The 20241-nt window shown below is 65.3% G+C and carries 18 protein-coding genes; 10 read left to right on the plus strand and 8 right to left on the minus strand.

Annotated features, from left to right (window positions below):
* Window positions 1-53 precede the first annotated feature (53 nt).
* Window positions 54-893, plus strand: coding sequence for an undecaprenyl-diphosphate phosphatase (locus FHW83_RS19840; RefSeq protein ID WP_176648071.1), 840 nt, complete (start codon window positions 54-56; stop codon window positions 891-893).
* Window positions 894-922: 29 nt separating this feature from the next.
* Window positions 923-2743, plus strand: a complete 1821-nt coding sequence (recQ, locus tag FHW83_RS19845) for a DNA helicase RecQ (RefSeq protein ID WP_176648072.1) — start codon at window positions 923-925, stop codon at window positions 2741-2743.
* 225 nt (window positions 2744-2968) lie between these two features.
* On the opposite strand, the gene FHW83_RS19850 is transcribed toward recQ, so the two are convergent.
* The gene (locus FHW83_RS19850; protein WP_176648073.1) at window positions 2969-3895 is read right to left on the minus strand and encodes a helix-turn-helix domain-containing protein; all 927 of its coding nucleotides are present in this window, start codon (window positions 3893-3895) and stop codon (window positions 2969-2971) included.
* Between the two features lie 103 nt (window positions 3896-3998).
* Here FHW83_RS19850 and FHW83_RS19855 point away from each other — a divergent pair, with 103 nt between their 5' ends.
* The 4 genes from FHW83_RS19855 to FHW83_RS19870 are packed head-to-tail and all read left to right on the plus strand — an operon-like array spanning window position 3999 to window position 7613.
* Window positions 3999-4901, plus strand: a complete 903-nt coding sequence (locus tag FHW83_RS19855; protein ID WP_176648074.1) for a DMT family transporter — start codon at window positions 3999-4001, stop codon at window positions 4899-4901.
* 13 nt (window positions 4902-4914) lie between these two features.
* Complete coding sequence (locus FHW83_RS19860; RefSeq protein WP_176648075.1) at window positions 4915-6693, plus strand: amidohydrolase; 1779 nt, start codon at window positions 4915-4917, stop codon at window positions 6691-6693.
* A gap of 30 nt (window positions 6694-6723) precedes the next feature.
* A complete protein-coding gene (locus FHW83_RS19865) occupies window positions 6724-7233 on the plus strand; it encodes a hypothetical protein (RefSeq protein WP_176648076.1) in 510 nt (169 codons plus the stop codon).
* Entirely contained in the window at window positions 7230-7613 is a 384-nt protein-coding gene (locus FHW83_RS19870) for a hypothetical protein (protein ID WP_176648077.1), read from the plus strand. Before FHW83_RS19865 ends, FHW83_RS19870 begins: the two co-directional genes overlap by 4 nt.
* Here FHW83_RS19870 and trmB read toward each other — a convergent pair whose 3' ends face one another.
* A complete protein-coding gene (gene trmB, locus FHW83_RS19875) occupies window positions 7614-8333 on the minus strand; it encodes a tRNA (guanosine(46)-N7)-methyltransferase TrmB (protein ID WP_373997238.1) in 720 nt (239 codons plus the stop codon).
* Window positions 8334-8504: 171 nt separating this feature from the next.
* On the opposite strand from trmB, the gene FHW83_RS19880 reads away from it, so the two are divergent.
* The gene (locus tag FHW83_RS19880; protein ID WP_176648078.1) at window positions 8505-9845 is read left to right on the plus strand and encodes a GH1 family beta-glucosidase; all 1341 of its coding nucleotides are present in this window, start codon (window positions 8505-8507) and stop codon (window positions 9843-9845) included.
* Window positions 9846-10049: 204 nt separating this feature from the next.
* Window positions 10050-11333, plus strand: a complete 1284-nt coding sequence (locus tag FHW83_RS19885) for an MFS transporter (RefSeq protein WP_176648146.1) — start codon at window positions 10050-10052, stop codon at window positions 11331-11333.
* On the opposite strand, the gene FHW83_RS19890 is transcribed toward FHW83_RS19885, so the two are convergent.
* Window positions 11299-12345, minus strand: coding sequence for an acyltransferase (locus FHW83_RS19890; RefSeq protein WP_176648079.1), 1047 nt, complete (start codon window positions 12343-12345; stop codon window positions 11299-11301). The two genes, FHW83_RS19885 and FHW83_RS19890, sit on opposite strands and share 35 nt — an antisense overlap.
* A 134-nt stretch (window positions 12346-12479) precedes the next feature.
* Here FHW83_RS19890 and FHW83_RS19895 point away from each other — a divergent pair, with 134 nt between their 5' ends.
* Window positions 12480-13544: a sensor histidine kinase gene (locus tag FHW83_RS19895; RefSeq protein WP_176648080.1), complete on the plus strand. Its 1065-nt coding sequence runs from the start codon at window positions 12480-12482 to the stop codon at window positions 13542-13544.
* Window positions 13541-14290, plus strand: a complete 750-nt coding sequence (locus tag FHW83_RS19900) for a LytTR family DNA-binding domain-containing protein (RefSeq protein ID WP_176648081.1) — start codon at window positions 13541-13543, stop codon at window positions 14288-14290. Before FHW83_RS19895 ends, FHW83_RS19900 begins: the two co-directional genes overlap by 4 nt.
* 6 nt (window positions 14291-14296) lie before the next feature.
* Here the strand turns inward: FHW83_RS19900 and FHW83_RS19905 are convergent, their stop codons facing one another.
* From FHW83_RS19905 to FHW83_RS19925, 5 genes are all read right to left on the minus strand, one after another.
* Entirely contained in the window at window positions 14297-14530 is a 234-nt protein-coding gene (locus tag FHW83_RS19905; RefSeq protein WP_176648082.1) for a hypothetical protein, read from the minus strand.
* Window positions 14531-14597: 67 nt separating this feature from the next.
* On the minus strand, window positions 14598-15731 hold the full coding sequence (torT, locus tag FHW83_RS19910) for a TMAO reductase system periplasmic protein TorT (RefSeq protein WP_176648083.1): 1134 nt from the start codon (window positions 15729-15731) through the stop codon (window positions 14598-14600).
* A complete protein-coding gene (locus tag FHW83_RS19915; protein ID WP_176648084.1) occupies window positions 15728-16543 on the minus strand; it encodes an ABC transporter substrate-binding protein in 816 nt (271 codons plus the stop codon). The genes torT and FHW83_RS19915 overlap by 4 nt, the downstream gene beginning before the upstream one ends.
* A gap of 21 nt (window positions 16544-16564) precedes the next feature.
* The gene (locus FHW83_RS19920) at window positions 16565-17482 is read right to left on the minus strand and encodes an alpha/beta hydrolase (protein WP_176648085.1); all 918 of its coding nucleotides are present in this window, start codon (window positions 17480-17482) and stop codon (window positions 16565-16567) included.
* A gap of 120 nt (window positions 17483-17602) precedes the next feature.
* Complete coding sequence (locus FHW83_RS19925) at window positions 17603-20059, minus strand: TonB-dependent receptor (protein WP_176648086.1); 2457 nt, start codon at window positions 20057-20059, stop codon at window positions 17603-17605.
* Window positions 20060-20241 lie beyond the last annotated feature (182 nt).

Raw genomic sequence — 20241 nt, forward strand, 5'->3', positions numbered from 1 at the left:
ACCCTCCTCGCTGCACCCTGTTACTCCAACTTCCACCGTAACTACTTAATTTCATGGATATTGTTCTCGCGCTGAAAGCCCTCATCATGGGCCTGGTTGAAGGTTTCACGGAATTCCTGCCGATCTCGTCCACCGGCCATCTGATCCTCACCGAGCACCTGCTGGGCTTCCAGGGCATGGAAGAAAAAATCAATGTGTTTGAAATCGTGATCCAGGCCGGCGCCATCTTCGCCGTCTGCTGGGAGTACCGCGCGCGCATCGCCAAGGTCACCACTGGGCTGACCACCGACCGCAAGCAGCAACGCTTCGCGCTCAACATCGCCATCGCCTTCCTGCCGCTCGCCATCCTCGGCCTGGCGCTGGGCAATGTGCTCAAGGAGCACCTGTTCAAGCCGGTGCCGGTGGCCCTGGCCCTGATCGTCGGCGGCATCGTCATCCTGGTGGTCGAGCGCCATGTGGCCGCCAATCCGGTGTCCGTGCGCGTGCATTCGGTCGACGACATGACGCCGCTGGATGCCTTAAAAATGGGCATCGCCCAGGCCTTCGCCCTGATTCCCGGCACCAGCCGCTCCGGCTCCACCATCATCGGCGGCATGATGTTCGGCTTTTCGCGCCAGGCCGCGACCGAGTTTTCCTTCCTGCTGGGCATTCCCACCCTGCTGATCGCCTCCGCCTACTCGCTGTTCAAGGCGCGCGAGCTGCTGGCGGTGTCGGATCTGCCGATGTTCACCATCGGCACGGTGTCGGCCTTCATCTCGGCGTTCTTCTGCGTGCGCTGGCTGCTGCGCTATGTCGCTTCCCATACTTTCACGATTTTTGCCTGGTATCGCATCGCTTTTGGCCTGCTGGTGCTCATCACAGGTTACACTGGCGTGATCGTCTGGAAGGACTAAATCTTTTATAAAGTAGTTGCAGTAGCATCATGAATCATCAGGAAACCAACGAACGCGCCCTCCACTTGCTGCAAACCGTGTTTGGCTATCCCGCCTTCCGCGGCCAGCAGGGGGAGATTGTCAGCCACGTGGCCGGCGGCGGCGACGCGCTGGTCCTGATGCCCACCGGCGGCGGCAAGTCGCTGTGCTACCAGATCCCGGCCCTGCTGCGCGACGGCGTCGGCGTGGTGGTGTCGCCGCTGATCGCGCTGATGCAGGACCAGGTCGACGCGCTGGAGGAAGTCGGCGTGCGCGCGGCCTTCCTGAATTCCACCCAATCGTACGAGGAAGCCAGCCGCATCGAGCGGCTGGTGCGCACCAACCAGCTGGACCTGGTCTACGTGGCGCCCGAGCGCCTGATGACGGACCGCTGCCTGAACCTGTTCCAGGATTCGAAGATCTCGCTGTTCGCCATCGACGAGGCGCACTGCGTGTCGCAATGGGGACATGACTTCCGGCCCGAGTACATCAAGCTGTCGGTGCTGCACGAGCAGTTCCCAAACGTGCCGCGCATCGCCCTCACCGCCACCGCCGATCCGCAGACGCGCGCCGAAATCGTGCACCGCCTGCAGCTGGACGACGCGGCGCAATTCGTCTCGTCCTTCGACCGCCCCAACATCCGCTACCAGATCGTCGAAAAAGCCAACGGCCGCAAGCAGCTGCTGGACTTCATCACCACCGAGCATGGCGGCGATTGCGGCATCGTCTACTGCCTGTCGCGCAAGAAGGTCGAGGAGACGGCGGAATTCCTGAACGAGAACGGCGTGCGCGCGCTGGCCTATCACGCCGGCATGGAGCACGCCAAGCGCGCCGCCAACCAGGCCAGGTTCCTGCGCGAAGAGAACATCGTCATGTGCGCCACCATCGCCTTCGGCATGGGCATCGACAAGCCGAATGTGCGCTTCGTCTGCCACCTGGATCTGCCCAAGAGCATCGAGGGCTACTACCAGGAGACCGGCCGCGCCGGCCGCGATGGCGAGCCGTCCAGCGCGTGGATGGCCTACGGCCTGCAGGACGTGGTGCTGCAGCGGCGCATGATCGACGAATCCGAGGCCGACGAAACCTTCAAGCGCGTGCTGGGCAACAAGCTCGACGCGATGCTGGGCCTGTGCGAGACCCTGAGCTGCCGGCGCGTGCGCCTGCTCGACTACTTCGGCGAGAAAGCCGGCCCCTGCGGCAATTGCGATACCTGCCTGATTCCGCCGGTGTCCTTCGACGGCACGGTGCCGGTGCAGAAACTGCTGTCGACCGTGTACCGGGTCGACCAGCGCTTCGCGGCCGGCCATGTGATCGACGTGCTGCGCGGGCAGGAGACGGAGCGCATCAAGACCTGGCACCACGATTCGCTGTCGGTGTTCGGGATTGGCGCCGACCGCAGCGAGCAGGAGTGGCGCGCCATCCTGAGGCAAGTGATCGCGCTCGGCCTGCTGACGGTCGATCACGAACAATTCAGCTCCCTGAAACTGACCGACGCCGCGCGCCCGGTGCTCAAGGGCGGGCAGAAGGTGCAGCTGCGCCAGTACCAGAAGCCGGTAAAGCAGAAGCCGAGCCGCGCGGCCAAGGGCTATGTGGAAAGCGACCTGTCGGCGCAGGAGCAAAAGATCTTCGACCGCCTGCGCTCCTGGCGCATGGGCACGGCGCGCGAGCACAACGTCGCCGCCTACATCATCTTCAACGACGCCACCCTGCGCGAAATCGCCAAGGCGCGGCCGATGGCGCTGGACGACCTGCGCGGCATCTCCGGCGTGGGCGAGAAAAAGCTGGCCTCCTACGGCGACGAAATTGTCGCCCTGATTCAGGAAATGGATTAGTCAGCGGCTGGTGATGACTCTGCTACGATTCGGGGTCAGCTCTGACATTCGGACAGGCAGAGATAATGTTTGAGAAATCTCAATGCGGCCTACGAAAAACCAAAGTCTGAAATACAAAAGCAGCAGGCATTTACGTATCAGTTTTGATTAACTCGGTTCTTACAAATATCAATAGTGGTAGCCGCGTGTCCGAATGTCAGAGCTGACCCCGAATTGCTCGCGGGGTTAGGCGGTGACGATGTTGCGGTAGCGGCTGGGCGCTGCGCCGAGGGCGGCGCGGAAGCGGTGGCTGAAGTGGCTCAGGTCGGCGTAGCCGCAGGCGTCGGCGATTTGCTGCAATGGCTGGCCGGTGGTCTTCAGCAGCACGCGCGCGTGCTCGATGCGGCGCGACGCGATCCAAGCGGAAGGCGACATCCCAAACGATACTTTGAACATCCGCGCCAGGTGGAACTCGGACATGCACGCCAGCGCCGCCAGCATGCCCAGGGTGATGTTATGCCCCAGGTTCGCCTCGATGTAGTCCGCCAGCCGCCGCCGCACCACCGGCGCCAGGCCGCCGCGCACGCGCGCCTGCTGCAGCGGCACCGATTGCGCCAGCAGCAGGTGGCTCAGCGCTTCGTGCGTGATTTCATTGGCGCGCAATTGCGCGTCCGGTCCGTCCCACGACATGCCGGCCAAGGCCCCGCACAGGCGGGCGATGCGCTCATGCTCGAAGTAGGTGCGGTCGGCCAGCGTCAGCTCGCGCGGTTCGCGGTCCAGCTCCACCACCGCGCGCCGCGTGAAGTGCTCGGGCAGGAAGTAGAGGTGCATGAAGTGCATCTGCCCGCGCACGGTCCACGAGGACTCGTGCCAGTCCGGCAGGGTGCACAGCCTTTTGGGCCCACCGTACAGGCCCGGAAGTTCGGAACGCTCGGTGCGGTGGCCGCCGTCCAGATAACAGGACAGCGTATGATGGCCCGGCTGGTTGTAGCTGGTCTCCGCCACCGGCGTGTCGCGCCGCCAGATGGCGACCGCCAGTTCGTCCCCCAGCCACGCGAAGCGCTCCAGCTGCGCATCGGTTTCGGACATGGTCTTGAATACGGAATGCGACAGCTGCCCGTCCGGCAAGGCGGACAGCAAGGTGGCGGGCAGGTTGTTGGCGCGGGAGGACATGGAGAAAGTCTAGCACGCGGCGCCGCCCCATGCCGGCGGCGGCCGCGATATGCGCAATTTCAGACAAGTCGCCACGCCGCCGCGCCGGCATGCTGTCCCTACTATGAATATTTTCCTCTACCTCCTCACAGTCCTGATCTGGGGCACGACCTGGATCGCTATCACTTTTCAACTGGGCGTGGTGCCGGCGCCGGTGTCGATCGCCTATCGCTTCTGGATCGCCGCCGCCGTGCTGTTCGCCGGCCTGCTGCTGACGCGCCGTCAATGGTGGCCGCCACGCCAGGCATGGCCTTATCTGTTCGCGCAGGGCATGGCGCTGTTTTGCCTGAACTTCCTGTGCTTCTACTACGCCAGCCAGTGGGTCACCAGCGGCCTGGAAGCGGTGGTGTTCTCCACCGCGCCGCTGTGGAACGCCATCAACGGCCGCATCTTCCTCGGCCGACCGATCAAGCCGCAGGTGATGCTGGGCGCGCTGCTCGGCCTCGGCGGCATCGTGCTGCTGTTCGCGCCGCAGATGGCCGGCCACTGGCATGACAGCCATACCCTGCTCGGCCTCGCGTTGACGCTGGGCGGTACGCTGTGCTTCTCGTGCGGGAATCTGCTGTCCAGCCGCATGCAGTCCATGAACCTGGGCCTCACGCCATGGCTGACCAACACCTGGGCCATGCTGATCGGCTCCACCACGCTGGGCGTGGCGGCGCTGGCCATGGGCATGCCGTTCACGCTCGATCCGTCGCCGCGCTATCTCGGCGCCCTGCTGTATCTCGCCATTCCCGGCTCGGTGATCGGCTTTACCGCTTACCTGATGCTGGTCGGCCGCATCGGGCCTGACCGCGCGGCCTATTCCACGGTATTATTCCCCATCGTAGCGCTGACCATTTCGACCATTTACGAAGGCTACCATTGGACGCCGCTGGCCCTGTGCGGGCTGGCGCTGGTACTGGCGGGGAATCTGCTGGCGTTTCTGCCGCCGTCCCTGCGCGCCAGGCTGATGGGAGCCGCATAGACCAGGAGATCGCATGAACCGTATCGGCCTTTTCGCCGCACTGGCCCTGAGCCTTTCCGCCCACGCCGGCAACCAGCCGGCCGATACGGTCTACCGCAACGGTTATGTCTACACGGTGGACGCCAAGGACAGTGTGCGGCAGGCGCTGGCCGTCCGTGCCGGCCGCATCGTCTACGTGGGCGATGACGATGGCGTGAAGGCTTATACCGGCAAGAAGACGGAAGTGATCGATCTGCGCGGCCGCATGCTGATGCCCGGCCTGATCGACGGTCATATGCATCCGCAATCCGGCGGCAGCCGCCTGCTCAACTGCAGCCTGAATTATGAGTCGCTGACGGTGGCGCAGTTCCAGTCGCGCATCCAGGCCTGTCTCGATAACGACAAGAAGTCCGGCGCCGACCGCTGGCTCGTCGTGGTCAACTGGTTCCAGCAGGGGATGCTTCCCGATGGCGTGGCAACCACCGCCGCCACCCTGGACGCGCTCAAGACCGACCGTCCCATCATCGTGCGCTCGTCGTTCGGCCACTCGGCGCTGCTGAATTCCAAAGGCATCAAGCTGGCCAGGATCGAGCGCGACACGCCCAATCCCGCCGGCGGCGTGATCACCCGCGACGACAAGGGCAATGCCACCGGCCTGCTGGAGGATGCCGCGCAGGACCTGGCCATGAACCTGCTGCCGCCGTTGACGGTGGCCGAGAATCTGGCCGCCTCCAAGGCAGCGCTGGCGGCAATGCGTCAGCAAGGCATCACCACCTTCCTCGACGCCTATACCGATCCGGAAACCATGACCGCCTTCCGCGATCTGCAAAAGCAGGGCAAGCTGACGGCGCGCGCGCATTTCGCGGTGCTGATCGATCTGGATAAAGGCGCGACGCCGCAAAGCGCGGTGGCGGAGCTGCTCAAGCAGCGCAAGCAGTTCGACCAGGGGCCGACGAAAGTGGCGCCGTCAATGCAGGTGCGCCACGCCAAGCTGTTCATGGATGGCGTGATTTCCGCGCCCGCCTTCACCGGCGCCATGATCGAGCCCTACCTCGTCAACAAGGGCACGCCGGACAAGCCGGACTGGCAGCCCGGCCCGCACAACGGCCCGCCCAGCTACTTTTCGCCGGAAGCGCTGCGCACCACGCTCAAGGAACTGGCGCGCGCGCACATCGATCCGCACATCCACGTCGACGGCGACCGCGCGGTGCGCGAGTCGCTGGACGCCATCGAGGACGTGCGCGCCACGCCGGAAGGCAAGCGTATGCGCCCGGCGCTGGCGCATGATGAAATCGTCGCGCCCGAGGATTACGCGCGCTTCGCCAAGCTGGATGTGACGCCGGTGCTGTCCTTCCAGTGGGCCAAGCCGGCGCCGGACACGGTGGGCGCCTTGAAGGATTTCATGGGGCCGAAGCGCTACGCATTGGTGGAGCCGCAAGCGCTGCTGCTCGACGCCGGCGCGCGCATCGCCTATGGCAGCGATTGGCCGGTCGATCCGCTGGATGAATGGTTCGCGCTGAAAGTGGGCGTGACCCGCACCGCCGCGCCCAACGCCGGCAAGGAGTACCAGGGCCGGCTGACCGATCAACCAGGCCTGCCGCGTGCCGCCGCCCTGCGCGCGATCACGCTCAACGCCGCCTACACGCTGCGCCAGGAAACGCAAACCGGCTCACTGGAAGTGGGCAAGCTGGCAGACCTGATTGTCCTCGACCGTAACTTCTTTACGATACCGGCCGAGGACATCGCCAACATCAAGGTGCTGCAGACCATGGTGGGCGGGAAAATCGTCTATGAGTCCAAGGGCATGCGGTAAGATGTCGGCCTTTGCACAACACAGCATGCCATGACATTCGCCATTTCCCTGTTGATCATCATCGCCACGGCGGCCGTGGTGTACGCGATCATCAAGACCAATCCGAACCAGCCCAAGCCATTGCCTCTGCCCACCGGCGTGCCGTATGAGCCCAAGCTGCCGGATGCGGCGCCCGCGCTGCACTGGTCCGACGGCGGCCGCTTCATGGTGGAGGTGATGACGGAATCTCGCTACCAGCCGACTTTAAAAGCGCTGGCGGGCGAGCATGGCGACCAGGCCGCCGCCACACAGTACGTGGCCACGCTGATGCCGGACGATCACAACGCCTATGAGAACGAGGCGGTGGCGGTGTTCATCGAAGGCCGCATGGTGGGCTATCTGGCGCAGAAGGCGGCCGTCAAGTTCCGCGAGCTGCTGCGCAAGAAGGAAGCCAAGGGACAGCTCAGCACCACCGACGCGCAAGTACGCGGCGGCGCGCTGTGGGAGGGCAAGCGGCTGCAGTATGTGGTGGTGCTTGACGTGGAGCCACTGGAAAAATGAAGCTGCTCGCCACAGCACTCATGGCAGCCGCCGCGCCGCTGTGGGCCGCGGAGCCGCCGCTGATCGTGCACTACAACGAGCGCCCGCCGCATCACTACACCGAGCACGGCGTGCCGCAAGGTCCCGCCATCGCCAAGGTGACCGAGGCGCTCGCCACTGCGCACATTCCCTACAGGCTGCGCGGCACACCCGCCAAGCAGCAGCTGATCATCCTGCAAAAGAACGAGGCGCCGGCCTGCATGCTGGCGTGGGTGGATCTGCCCGGCCGCGACGACAAGGGCAAACTATCGGAAAAGATCTATGACGACCGCCGCCTGTGGTGCACCAAGGCGACGCCGGATGAGACAATGCAGCGCCTGAACGCGGCGCTGCTCAAGTGATTACTTCTTGGTGAAGACCAGATCCCACACGCCGTGGCCCAGCTTCAGGCCGCGGTTCTCGAACTTGGTCAGCGGACGGTAGGCCGGTTGCGGCGCGTAGCCGTCGGCGGTGTTCCGCAGGCCCTCTTCAGCGCTCAGGACTTCCAGCATCTGCACCGCATAATCTTCCCAGTCGGTGGCCAGGTGGATGTAGCCGCCCTGTTCCAGCTTCCGCACCAGCTGCTTCACAAACGGCGCCTGGATCAGACGGCGCTTGTTGTGGCGCGCCTTGTGCCACGGATCCGGGAAGTAGATATGCACGCCATGCAGCGAGCCATCCGGGATCATGAAGTTCAGCACCTCCACCGCGTCGTGCTGGATCGCCTTGAGATTGGTCAGCCCCTGCTCGTTGATCAGCTTGAGCAGGCTGCCCACGCCCGGCGTGTGCACTTCCACCCCGATGAAATCCTTCTCCGGCATCACGCCGGCGATGTGCGCCGTGGTGCCGCCCATGCCGAAGCCGATTTCCAGCACCACCGGCGCCTTGCGCCCGAACGCCTGCTCGTAGTCCAGCGGCGCCTTGGTGTACTCGATCAGGAACTTCGGTCCCAGCTCTTCCAGCGAACGCGCCTGCGCCGTCGACAGGCGACCGGCACGGGTCACGAAACTGCGGATGCGGTGTTCGGTCGGGTCGTACAGCATCGGCCGCGCTGGGCCGTCTTTGGGCGTATCGGAAGACATGGGCGAAAATCGTGGGAAATTATTTGAGGCGGCATTATATCAGGCTTAACCTGTGGTTTTTCCAAATCGATTGACACTTGCTAGCAGTTGAGGTCTAATCGTTCCTGAGGCGTGAAATCGTTTTCAAACGTAGCAATGCCCTCCATTTCGATCCTGACAAACTTATTAAAAATGACCGATTTCACGCAATTCCCACCCTCGTTCACCTGGGGCGTCGCCACCAGCGCATTTCAAATTGAAGGCGGCGCCAGCGCCGACGGCAAAGGCCCGTCGATCTGGGACACCTTCAGCCACACGCCGGGCAAAGTCATCGACGGCACCAACGGCGACGTCGCCTGCGACCACTATCACCGCTACCCGGAAGACGTGGCCATCATGGCCAGCCTGGGCGTGGACGCCTACCGCTTCTCGATGGCCTGGTCGCGCGTGCAGCCGCAAGGCAAAGGCGCCTGGAACGAGGCCGGCTGGGACTTCTACGACCGCCTGCTGAAGGAACTGGAAAGCAAGGGCATCGCCGCCCACATCACCCTGTACCACTGGGACCTGCCGCAGGGCCTGCAGGACGAGGGCGGCTGGCTGAACCGCGACACCGCCTACCACTTCGCCGAGTACGCGGCCGAGGTGGCGCGCCGCTTCGGCAACCGGGTGAAAACGATTGCCACTCACAACGAGCCGTGGTGCACGGCCAACCTCGGCTACGGCAACGCGCAGTTCGCGCCGGGCGTGGCCGACCTCAAGCAATCGATCCAGGTATCGCACCATCTGGTGCTGTCGCACGGCCTGGCCATGAGCGCCATGCGCAAGGTCGGCAGCTCGGCCCAGCTGGGCATCGTGCTGAACCAGTGGACCGCCGATCCGGCCACCGACAGCGAGGCCGACAAGGCCGCCGCCGAGTTCGAGTACTCGCGCTCGGTCGAGTGGTTCATGGATCCCATCTTCAAGGGCAAGTATCCGGAACTGGCGCTCAAGGTCCACGGGGACAACGCGCCGGTGGTGCACGACGGCGACCTGGAAGCCGCCCACCAGAAGATCGACTTCCTGGGCGTGAACTACTACTTCCGCGCGTTCTGCTCGACCGAAACGCCGCCGCGCCAGCCGGAATGCAAGCTGGGCAAGACCGACATGGGCTGGGAAATCTACCCGGACGGCCTGACCGAGCTGCTGCTCAAGCTGCACGCCGCCTACGAACTGCCGCCGATCTACATCACCGAGAACGGCATGGCCAATCCGGACACCGTGATCAACGGCGAAGTGCCGGACGAGGCGCGCATCGATTTCGTCAAGCGCCACCTGAAGGCCCTCAACGACGCCCGCCTGCAAGGCGTGAACATCCAGGGCTACTTCCTGTGGTCGCTGCTGGACAACTTTGAATGGAACTCGGGCTACGCCAAGCGCTTCGGCATCGTCCACGTGGACTACGCCACCCAGAAGCGCACCCTGAAGCACAGCGCGCTCTGGTATCGCGACTATCTGATCCAACAGCGTCCGCAAAAGACCGCGCACGCCGCCTGAGCAACGCAACCGTAGTACCGCCGCCGGTCCTGGCCACAGGGCCGGCGGCATCCGTTCAAGCCGGCCGCAGAGCTGGTGCTACACTCCAACGAGAACGACGAGGACGACACTATGACCACCGCGCAATCCACCGTGCAGAACGAGCCGCAACCGCCGCACGACCAGCAGTCGCCCGGCGCCCAGCCGCCATCCCTGTTGCGCGCCATGTTCGCGCGCGGCACGCCCATGCTGTGGGTGCCGAGCGGCTACTTCGCCATGGCGCTGACCTACATGATGCTCACCAGCGTGACCTCCATCATGTTCAAGAACCTCGGCATGGACAACGGCCAGGCCGCGCAATACGCCAGCTACCTGATCCTGGCCTACACCATCAAGCCGCTGTTCGCGCCGTTTGTCGAAATGTACCGCACCAAGAAGTTCTTCGTGCTGGCGGCGCAGCTGATCGTCGGCCTGGGCTTTGCCGGCGTGGCGCTGGCCATGTCGCTGCCCGACTACATGGTTATCATGGTGTTCCTGTTCGGCGTGTTGTCGCTGGTCGGCGCCACCCAGGACATCGCCTCCGACGGCGTCTACGTCACCGCGCTGGACACCAAGACCCAGTCGCTGTTCTGCGGCATCCAGAGCCTGAGCTGGAACATCGGCCCCATCGTCGCCTCGGGCGGCATGGTGTACCTGAGCGGCTGGCTGCACACCCACTACTTCAAGCACCAGGCCGGCACCTTCGGTCCGGAATGGATCGATTCGTGGCGCATCATCTTCTTCATCGTGGCCGGCATCACCATCCTGACCGCGCTGTGGCATATGCGCGTGATGCCGGACGGCGCCAAGGCCGAGAACGCGCCCAAGTCGGTGGCGGAAGCGGCCTTCATCCTCAAGGATTCCTTCATCACCTTCTTCCAGAAGCGCGACGTCTGGCTGATGGTGGGCTTCGCCTTCGTGTTCCGCCTGAGTATCGGCCTGCTGGAGAAGATCGGCCCGTTCTTCATGGTCGACCCGGTGGCGCAGGGCGGCCTCGGCCTGTCGAACGAGATGCTGGGCCTGATCTACGGCACCTACGGCCTGATCGCCGTGCTGCTGGGCTCCCTGCTGGGCGGCATCTTCGTGGCGCGCCGCGGCCTGCAAAAGACCCTGTTCCTGCTGTGCTGCGCGGTCAACATCCCCAATGTGACCTTCCTGCTGATGTCGATCTACCAGCCGGACAACCTGGTGGTGATCTGCGCCGGCGTGGCGATCGAGAAATTCTTCTTCGGCTTCGGCTCGGTAGGTTTCATGATCTACCTGATGCAGCAGCTGGCGCCGGGCAAGTACACCACCACCCACTACGCCTTCGGCACCGGCCTGATGGGCCTGTGCATGATGGTGACCGGTGTGGTCAGCGGCCACCTGCAGCAGCTGCTGGGCTATGTGCACTACTTCTGGCTGGTGATGGCGGCCACCATCCCGTCCTTCCTGGTCACGTGGTTCGCGCCGTTCCACCATAAGGAATAAGCGGGAACCACGCCGCCCGCAGGCGCATGCACGGCTGCTCGACCAGACGGTAAAGCAGCCAGCCGCCGCCCACACCGGCAAGCATGACCAGCGCGATACCCGGCGCGCCATGCTTGTCGATGCCCATCCCCTCCGACACCACCTTGAACAGCGGCTTGTGCGCGAGGTAGATGGCGTAGGACCACAGCGCCAGGCTTTCAGCGCCCGGCACGCGCACACGCCCCATCGGTCCCAGCGCCGCCAGCACCAGCAGGCCGAAACTCATCGACAGCAGCGTGAAGCCGAAAGCGGTGATGAAAAACGATTCGTCCTCAAAGCGCGCCAGCAGCCAGCATGCCACGCCCAGTCCCGCCGCCAGCAGCGGTTTGCTGTGCAGGAGCACGCGCTCGTACAGCGGACGATGGAAGTTCTTCAGCATGGCGATCGCCACCCCCGGCAGCAATTCGTCAAAGCGCGCGAAGCTGGAGTAGTACACCTCCTGCGAAAACGGCTGCATGCCGTCAGCCCACGCATGCACCCTGAAGGAAATGGCGGCCGCCACGGCCAGCGCCAGCGCCGCCCATGCCGCCGGCGCGCGGCGCAGCAACAGCAAGGCCAGTGGCAGCACCACGTAAAACTGCTCCTCGATGCAGAGCGACCATGAGTGGGTGAAGGTCTGGCCGTATTGCAGGCCGAAGTTCTGCGTGAAGGTGAGGAAGCGCCACAGCGGCGCGGTGGCCGAGCCGCCCAGCGCCACCGGGAACAGGCAGTACGCCGCCAGCACCACATAATAATTCGGCAGCGTGCGCAGCAGGCGGCGCCCGAAGAAGGTCGCCAGCGGCACGCGCTGCGCCAGCAGCTGGTTGCCGATCAGGTAACCGCTCAATACAAAGAACAGATCGACGCCGGCCCAGCCGACGCGGCCAAGCGCACCGAAGTCGCCGCCCCCGGCCACCACGCCGTAGTGGTACATCAGCACCAGCGCGATGGCCAGCGCGCGCAAGGTGTCCAGGCCGTGAATCCGGGTAGTCATAATGCCCTTTCAGTCAATGGAAAAGGCGATTCTGCCGCCGCCGCGCCGCCCAGGCATGCGCCTTGTGACGAAAGCCGGAATCGGCGTGACGCACGCCGCCAACCGTCATATCGCCCCTGCTATACTCGCTGCCGATGACGACCCTGCCCAATCCCCTGCTGTCCGCCGCCCGCATGCTGCTATTGAACGCGCTGGCCTGGATTGCGGTCAGCGCGGTGGGCGCCCTCGGCGCGGCCAGCGCCAGCGGCTACCTGCGTCTATGGCAGCAATGGTGCATCGACTATGTGCCGATGATGATGCTCAGTTCCGGCCTGTGCCTCGCCCTGCTGCGCTGGCCCACGCTGTTTGCCTCGTGGCGCAAGGTGCTGCTCCTGTTCGTGGTGGTGATGGTGCTGTTCCAGCCGCTGCAATGGCTGTACCTCGACTGGGTGCGCGACGACGACACCCTCGGCCTGCAAAGCGCCTACCTGGCGCGCCTGCGCATGCGGCGCTTCAGCTGGTTTATCACCGGCGCCACGTTCGCCATCATCGTCGCCATCGGCAACTGGCGGCTGGCACGGGCGCGCGAGCGCGATCTGCAGCGCACCCACACCGAGAACCTCGAGCTGTCGCTGGCGCTGGAGCAGCAGCGCATGCTCGCGCTGCGCGCGCAACTGGAACCGCACTTCATCTTCAACGCGCTGAACGCGATCAGCGCCCTGGTGCGCGACGGCGACAAGGCCGTGTCGCTGCAAGGCATCAGCCGCCTGAGCGACCTGCTGCGCTATGCGCTGTCGGCCAGCCTGCGCGATTCGGTGCGGCTGGGCGAGGAACTGCGCTTCGTGCGCGACTACGCCGACCTGCAGCGCCTGCGCTACGGCGAGCGCCTGCAACTGCACGTCCACTGCGACGACCTGAGGCTGCACGAGGCACCCTGCCCGCCGCTGCTGCTGCAACCGCTGATCGAGAACGCCCTGCGCCACGACCTCGATTGCCACGACGGCGCCAGCGATATCCAGGTGCGGATCGAGCAGCGCGGCGACATGCTGTCGATCAGCGTCTCCAACCCGCTCAACGCCAGCGTGCCGGCCAATCCCGGCACCGGATTGGGCCTGCAAAACACGCGCGAGCGCCTGCGCATCTTCAATCCATCGGCGGCGCTGCACACGGAGCGGCGCGGCGAGCGCTTTTACGCGGAAATCGAGCTGCCGTGGGAATGATCAACTACCTCATCGTCGACGACGAAGCTCCCGGCCGCGCCAACCTGCGGCTGGCGCTAGCCGCGCATCCGGACTGGCGGCTGCAAGCCGAATGCGACAGCGCGGCGGCCGCGCGCCGCGCGCTGGCCGACGCGCCGGCCGCCGTGGTCTTCCTCGATATCCAGATGCCGGGAGAATCCGGACTGGAACTGGCGCGTGAACTGAGCCGGATGGCGGCGCCGCCGCTGATCATCTTCGTCACCGCCTACAACAGCCACGCGCTGGACGCGTTTGAAGTGCACGCGCTGGACTACCTGCTCAAGCCCATCGACGACGAACGGCTGGCGCGCACAGTGGCGCGCGCGGCGTCCATGCTGGCCTGGCGCCACGGCGACGGGTATCGCAACGCCTTGCGCAACTACGCGGCCGTGACGCAACCGGCCCACGCCGAAGTGCTCAGCGTGCGCTCGGTCGGCTCGATCGAACAAATCAGGATACAAGACATCCTGTGGCTGCAATCGGCGGGCAATTATGTGGAACTGCATCTGACGGCGCGCGCGGTGCTGCACCGCATGCCGCTCAGCCGCCTGGAGCAGCTGCTGCCGCCGGACCAGTTCCTGCGCGTGCACCGCACCGTGATCGTGCGGCGCGACCAGATCCGCCGGCTGACGGTGGTGGGCGATGGCCGCCACGAGCTGACGCTGGCCTGCGGCGCGCGGCTGGCCGTCAGCGAACGCTATGTGCGCGACCTCAAAGCCTGCCTGTGAGCGGCTTCAAGCCTCGCCGGCGAGCGAGCGCAGGTCCTCCTCGCGCACGCGGCGCTCGGGCGCCAGCACGCGGGCGATCACTTGCGGATTCAGTCCCATGTTCTGCAGCAGCTCCACCGCACCGGGCGTGCCGACGTCGCGCTGCACCTGCAGCGCCTGCCGCACGATGAAATCATAGGAATGCCAGCCGGCGGTGTCCGACGTTTGCGGCCGCTGGCGCCTGTCGTGTTCCGGTTTCATGACCTGCCCCTCCCTGTTATACCCGCATAGGGTAGCGCAAGATGGGACCAGTCGGCGTACGGTAGGCCTACTCCTTGCCGGGGTCGTGCGACAGCACCACCTTGTAGCCTTCCGGCGCCACCGAGGTATCAAAAGGATAGTTGGCGAGGTTTTGCTGGTCCAGCATGCCCAGCTTGATGAGCACGGTATGCGGCAGCTCCTTGGTGCGTCCCTCCAGCAGGTTGACCGCCGCGTTGATCGCCACCCGCGCCTGGCTCACGCCCTTGGTGTCGGCGGCGGCATAGATGTCCTTGCTGCGCACCAGGTGGGCGATCTCGCTGGTCAGGTCGTAGGCCACCACGCGGACGCGCCCGTCCAGCCCGGCCGCCTTGATCGGCCCCAGCGCGGCCGGCGCGCAGCCGGTGCAGCCGAGCAGGTAATCGAGCCGGTTGCCGTGCCGCGCCAGGATGCGCCCGGCCAGCTGCGCCTGCAGGCCGCGCTCGCTGTCGCCGTAGCGGATGTCCAGGATGTTGACCTCGATCGGCGCCTCCTGCGCGGCGATGCGCGTGCCATCCACCTCGCCCTTGACCCAGCCCGCCCCCATCGGTCCCGGCAGCAGGGCGATGTTGATCGACTTCAGGCCGCGCTGCTGGGCGTCGCGGATGGCCCAGCGCGTGGCCTCCAGGCCCATCGCGCGCAGCGAGGTGGTGACCTTGAGATTCAGGTCGTCGCTGCGGCTGTCGTTGGCCAGCTCCAGCACCGGGATGCCCGCCGCGCGGGCGCGGGCGATCGAGTGGTTGTTGGCCGTCATGCTGATCGGCGAAATCACGATGGCGTCGTATTTGGCGGCGATGGCCTCGTCCATCTTTTGCAGCTGGCCCTGCAGGTCATCGTAGCCGGTGGCGGGCAGGATGTCGGCCGCCACGCCGAGCCGGCGCGCCTCGCTGATCACGCCGTAGGCGCAGCCGCTCCAGTAGGGGTCCTTCAGGTGCGGGAACAGGAAGGCGATGCGCCAGCGTTTGCTCGCGTGCGCGGCCGGCGCGTACAGTCCCGGTACCACGCGGCCGCTGGCCAGCGCGTCATCGGCGGTGCCGTTGGCCTGCAGTGGCCGGAAGATCGACGTCACCGGGATCGGCGCGAACTTGGGCGCCTGCTGCGCCAGCGCCGGCACGCCAACACAGCATGCGGCCAAGAGGGATAGGCTTGCGTGGAGCTTCTTCATGGTCCGGCCCTGTGTTTTTCGCCGCATGCCGCCGGCGCGCGCGACGCGCTGTCGCCGAGCGGCACCAGCACGCCATTGCGCGCGCCCAGCCGCGCCAGTTCGCCCGAGCGCACCATCTCGTTGAACAGGGCGTTGTAGCGCTCGCGCACCGCGCTGAATTTGGGATCGCGCGGGAAGGCCAGGTAGCCGTCCAGCTGCGCGATGTCGGGGCACAGCACCGTCAGCGACTCGCCCAGGTGCAGGCTGTCGATCAAGCCGGTGCTGTTGCGTTCATTGGAGGCCAGCAGGTCGACCCGGCCCAAGGCCAGCATCTGCAGGCCGTTTTCCAGTTGCGTCACTCCGCTGACATCGAGCTGTGGGCGCGCCGCCTCGAACTGCGCGCCGTAATGCCAGCCACGCACGGCGGCGATGCGGCGCGACTTCAGCGCCGCCAGGTCGCCATGCCATGGCGGCTCGGTATCGCGGCGCGCGTAGAACACCATGCGGTCGCGGTAAAACGCCTGATCGAGGAAGGCAAAGCGCAGCAGGCGCTCCGGCGATTTATAGGGGCCGACCAGGATATCGGCCTGCGCCCGCTCCACCATCGCTTGCGCGCGCGGCCAAGGATACAGCTGGAAGCGGATGGTGTCGCCGGCGCGCGCGGCCAGTGTGCGCAGCACGTCCACGCCCAATCCCTGCCACTGGCCATCGCCCCCTTGCTCGAAGACGCGGCTGAACGTGGCGCCCACCGCCACCCTCTGCGCCGCATGGCCGGCCTGCGGCGCGCTCGCGCCCACGACGATGGCCAGCAGAAGAGAGGGGATCTTTCGCATAGCTTTCATACTAGCACGGAGCTACCGCAAATACTGACGCAGGAATGCCACGCTTGCCTCCACCGTCGGTTCCAGCCAGGGGTCGAAGAGCCAGAACGAGTGCGGCGCGTCGGGCAGTATCAATTTATCATTGGCGACGCCGGCCTGCGTCATCTTCGCCATCATCTCCTCCCGCCCGGCCGAGAAGCGCGGCTGGCCGCTGCCGATGAACAGCATGGCCGGCATGCCGGGACGCACGTACTGGATCGGGGAAGCCTCGCGCCACAACGCGACCTGCTCGGCGTAGCGGCCGCCGAACCAGGCGCCGGCCGACGAGGGATTTTTCCTGGGATCGTCCTCGTAGCGCAGCGCCAGCGCGCTGGTGAAGTCGGACAGGCCGTCGATGTTGATGACCGCCTTCACGCCCTCCCCGGTCACGCCGGCCAGCGCGGCGATCTGGCCGCCGGCCGAACCGCCGGCCAGCGCCACGCGCCGCGGATCGATATGCAGTTCGGCCGCATGTTCGCGCACCCAGCGCACCGCCGCCTGCACGTCCCGCACCGCCGCCGGATAGCGCGCCTCGCCGGACAGGCGATAGCTGACCGTCACCGCCGCGAACCCTTGCCGCGTCAGGCGCAACGCCATCGGCACGAACTCGGAGCGGTAGCCGGACTTCCAGCCGCCGCCATGCACGAACACCACCACCGGCAGCTGCTCGCCGGCCGGCAGGTAAGCATCCAGCTTCAGGCAGCGCGCGCCGTACTGCGCATACACCTGGTCCGCCACCTTGCGCACGCCTTCCGGCAGCGCGGCGTCGGCGATGCGGATTTGCGGATACTCGCCCGCCAGCTTGTCGTAGGTGTGGGCGGCGTCATAGGTGTTGGCGGGATCGGGGGGCGGCTCCACGCAGGGTTGCGTGGCGGCCAGCGCGGCGGCAAGAACGGCACTCGGGACGGGCATTGAAACCTCGGCATGAAACACATGCCGCGAGTATGGCATAAAAAAAACCCCTCGGCCGGTGAAGGCGCGAGGGGTTGCTAAGACCACAGACAACACTGGACTACATGAAAAACTCTTTGCTTAGAACGAGCGGCCCACGTTGATGCCGAAGGTGCGCGGCGGCAGGTACTGCGCCTGCCACGGACCGTTGGCGTTCATGGCGCTGGTCTTGATCTTGCCGTCTTCGACGTTGCGGACGAAGGCGTCGAAGTACCACTTCGAGTTGGCGTCGTAACGCAGACCGATGTCGGTACGGTTGTAAGCCTTCTGGCGATCCGGCTCGCCCAGGTTGAACACGCTCAGCCAGCTGGACGTTTCGTAGTGGGTGCTGATGCGCGGGATCAGCGTGCCGTCGGCCAGCGCGAAGCTGTGCTGGTACTGCAGCTGGGCGCTGAACTTCGGCGCGTGCGGCATGGTGTTGCCGGTCACGTCCAGGCAGGTGCTGATGCCGACGATCGGGCAGGCCGGCAGCGCGTAGTCGTTACTGCCGCCGATCAGGTGCTTCAGCTCGGCGTGGGTGTAGGCGGCGGTGAACTGCACGCGGTCTTCCGGCGTGATCTTGGCGGCGATCTCGGTTTCCAGGCCCCACACGGTCGCGCCCTCGGCGTTGTTGGTGGCCAGGCCGCGGGTGCCGTCGGGATTGGTGACCGGCGCGCTGAACTGGAAGTCCTTGAACTTCGAGTAGTAGGCCGAATTGTTCATGCGCACTTTGCCGCCGAGGAAGGTCGACTTCGAACCGATCTCGTAGTTGGTCAGCGTCTCGGCGCCGTAAGGACGGCCGCCGTCCTGCAGGCCGCCCGACTTGTAGCCGGTCGATACCGAGGCGAACACCATATTGTTCTTGTCGATGTCGTAGGTCACGCGCGCCAGGCCGGTCAGCTTGTTGCCGCTGTAGCTGCCGCTGTTGAACGAGTACGGGGTGAAGCCGTTGTTGCCGCCGGGGACCAGCGGGTTCATCGACGGGCTCACCGGCACCTGCGGCACGGTGTCGTAGTTGCTCCAGCCGTTGCCCAGGCCGCCGATGTTCTCGCGCTTGTCCGAGGTGTAGCGGAAGCCGCCGGTCAGGTGCCACTGGTCGCTCACGTTCCAGGTGGCCTGGCCGAAGGCCGCCTTCGAATCCACGGTTTCCTTCGGCTGGATGAAGGAACCCTGCCAGCTGACGGTGCCGATCTCGGTGCCGTTCATGATCGGGATGTCGAAGCGGATGCCGTTGTCCTCGTTGGCGTAGTACAGGCCCAGCAGCCAGTCGACGTCGCGTTTGCCGGTCGACATGATCTCCAGCTCATGGCTGTAGTTCTTGTACTTGGACCAGACGGTGTTGTTGGCCTGGTAGCCGGCGTTGCCCGGGGCGCCCACAGTGGTGAAGCTGGTGGCCGGATTGGCGCCGCCATCCTGGTCGAAGGTCGAGGAACCGTTGAAGCGCGAGTAGCCGGCGATGTAGGCCAGCGCCACATCGTTGTTGATCTGGTAGTCGACGCGGCTGCGCACCGAGTTGGAATCGCGGTTGACGTTGGGCGCGGTGTCGATCAGCGCCGACCAGAACTCCTGGCCCGGACGCTGCTGCTGCAGCAGGTTCATGTTGGGCGTGCCGCGGTCGACGTAGTGCTCGTACGCGATGTTCCACTTCAGGTCGGCCGATGGCTGCCACAGGAAGCTCAGGCGCACCGCGCTCTGGTCCTGGGCGTTGTACTTCTGGCCGTTGCGGATGTAGGAATTCTCGTTGATCGGCTTGAAGGTGACCGGATTCAGCGGGTGCTTGGCGTTCCACTCGGCGATCGCCGGCGCGGCGGCCGCCTGCTGGGCGGCCAGCGATGGAATCACCGGCGCCTGGTAGTCGACATAGCCGTCGTGCTGCTCGTGCACCACCGCCACGCGCATGGCGGCCGTGCTGCTCAGCGGGATGTTGAACGCGCCGCGCGCGCCGACGCGGCTGTAGTTGCCGTAGCCGAGCTCGAAGTTGCCGGCGTTGCTGCCGATCTCGGGCTTCACGGTCTGCATGTTGACGGCGCCGACGGTCGAGTTACGGCCCCACAGCGTGCCTTGCGGGCCGCGCAGCACTTCGATCGCGTCCAGGTCGAATAGCAGCGCGGTCGCGCCTTCCGGACGCGGCGAGTACACGCCGTCCACGAAGGACGCCACTTCCGGGTCGGCGTACTCGGTCTTGGCCGAGTCGTTGCCGATGCCGCGCAGGGTCATGGTGATCACGCCGTGGTCACCCTGGCCGGTGGCCGAGAAGCCCGGCACCAGGTTGACCACGTCCTGGATGGTCTGGACATGGTTGTCGTCCAGCGCGGCCGCATTCAGCGCGGTCACGGCGACCGGGGTTTTCTGCAGCGAGGTGGTGCGCTTGGTAGCGGTAACAAACACTTCGGTGATTTTGCCGGCTTCCGCCGGTGCGGCCTGTTCAGCGGTCGGCGCAGCGGCGGCCTGGGCTTCTTCCGCGTGAGCTACATTGGTGCCGGCCACCAGGGCAAGGATGGCCATCGAGATTGGGGACAGCAGCAAGCGCTTCCCGGACTGCGGTACGTGGACGTTCATAAGTCTCCTTTGCGTAGCGATCGCCGAGGGGGAAGGGCGGTGCTACCATTTATCGTGGAAAACGATTTCATATTATGTGAAAACGATTTCATTTTTCTTGAAAACGTTTTCTGTGTTTGTGAAATCGATTTCATAGTACATAATTCCGATCACCGATGTCAAATTAAAAATTGTTGCAGCGT

The organism is Duganella sp. SG902 (assembly GCF_013376005.1).
Taxonomy (GTDB): Bacteria; Pseudomonadota; Gammaproteobacteria; order Burkholderiales; family Burkholderiaceae_D; genus Rugamonas.

Coding starts and splice junctions, on each gene's coding strand:
- FHW83_RS19905 (WP_176648082.1), bottom strand. CDS start 14,530: ATGAAACCGGAACACGACAGGCGCCAGCGGCCGCAAACGTCGGACACC.
- FHW83_RS19860 (WP_176648075.1), top strand. CDS start 4,915: ATGAACCGTATCGGCCTTTTCGCCGCACTGGCCCTGAGCCTTTCCGCC.
- FHW83_RS19920 (WP_176648085.1), bottom strand. CDS start 17,482: ATGCCCGTCCCGAGTGCCGTTCTTGCCGCCGCGCTGGCCGCCACGCAA.
- FHW83_RS19915 (WP_176648084.1), bottom strand. CDS start 16,543: ATGCGAAAGATCCCCTCTCTTCTGCTGGCCATCGTCGTGGGCGCGAGC.
- trmB (WP_373997238.1), bottom strand. CDS start 8,333: ATGTCTTCCGATACGCCCAAAGACGGCCCAGCGCGGCCGATGCTGTAC.
- FHW83_RS19925 (WP_176648086.1), bottom strand. CDS start 20,059: ATGAACGTCCACGTACCGCAGTCCGGGAAGCGCTTGCTGCTGTCCCCA.
- FHW83_RS19865 (WP_176648076.1), top strand. CDS start 6,724: ATGACATTCGCCATTTCCCTGTTGATCATCATCGCCACGGCGGCCGTG.
- FHW83_RS19840 (WP_176648071.1), top strand. CDS start 54: ATGGATATTGTTCTCGCGCTGAAAGCCCTCATCATGGGCCTGGTTGAA.
- FHW83_RS19855 (WP_176648074.1), top strand. CDS start 3,999: ATGAATATTTTCCTCTACCTCCTCACAGTCCTGATCTGGGGCACGACC.
- FHW83_RS19895 (WP_176648080.1), top strand. CDS start 12,480: ATGACGACCCTGCCCAATCCCCTGCTGTCCGCCGCCCGCATGCTGCTA.
- torT (WP_176648083.1), bottom strand. CDS start 15,731: ATGAAGAAGCTCCACGCAAGCCTATCCCTCTTGGCCGCATGCTGTGTT.
- FHW83_RS19870 (WP_176648077.1), top strand. CDS start 7,230: ATGAAGCTGCTCGCCACAGCACTCATGGCAGCCGCCGCGCCGCTGTGG.
- FHW83_RS19880 (WP_176648078.1), top strand. CDS start 8,505: ATGACCGATTTCACGCAATTCCCACCCTCGTTCACCTGGGGCGTCGCC.
- FHW83_RS19900 (WP_176648081.1), top strand. CDS start 13,541: ATGATCAACTACCTCATCGTCGACGACGAAGCTCCCGGCCGCGCCAAC.
- recQ (WP_176648072.1), top strand. CDS start 923: ATGAATCATCAGGAAACCAACGAACGCGCCCTCCACTTGCTGCAAACC.
- FHW83_RS19850 (WP_176648073.1), bottom strand. CDS start 3,895: ATGTCCTCCCGCGCCAACAACCTGCCCGCCACCTTGCTGTCCGCCTTG.
- FHW83_RS19885 (WP_176648146.1), top strand. CDS start 10,050: ATGTTCGCGCGCGGCACGCCCATGCTGTGGGTGCCGAGCGGCTACTTC.
- FHW83_RS19890 (WP_176648079.1), bottom strand. CDS start 12,345: ATGACTACCCGGATTCACGGCCTGGACACCTTGCGCGCGCTGGCCATC.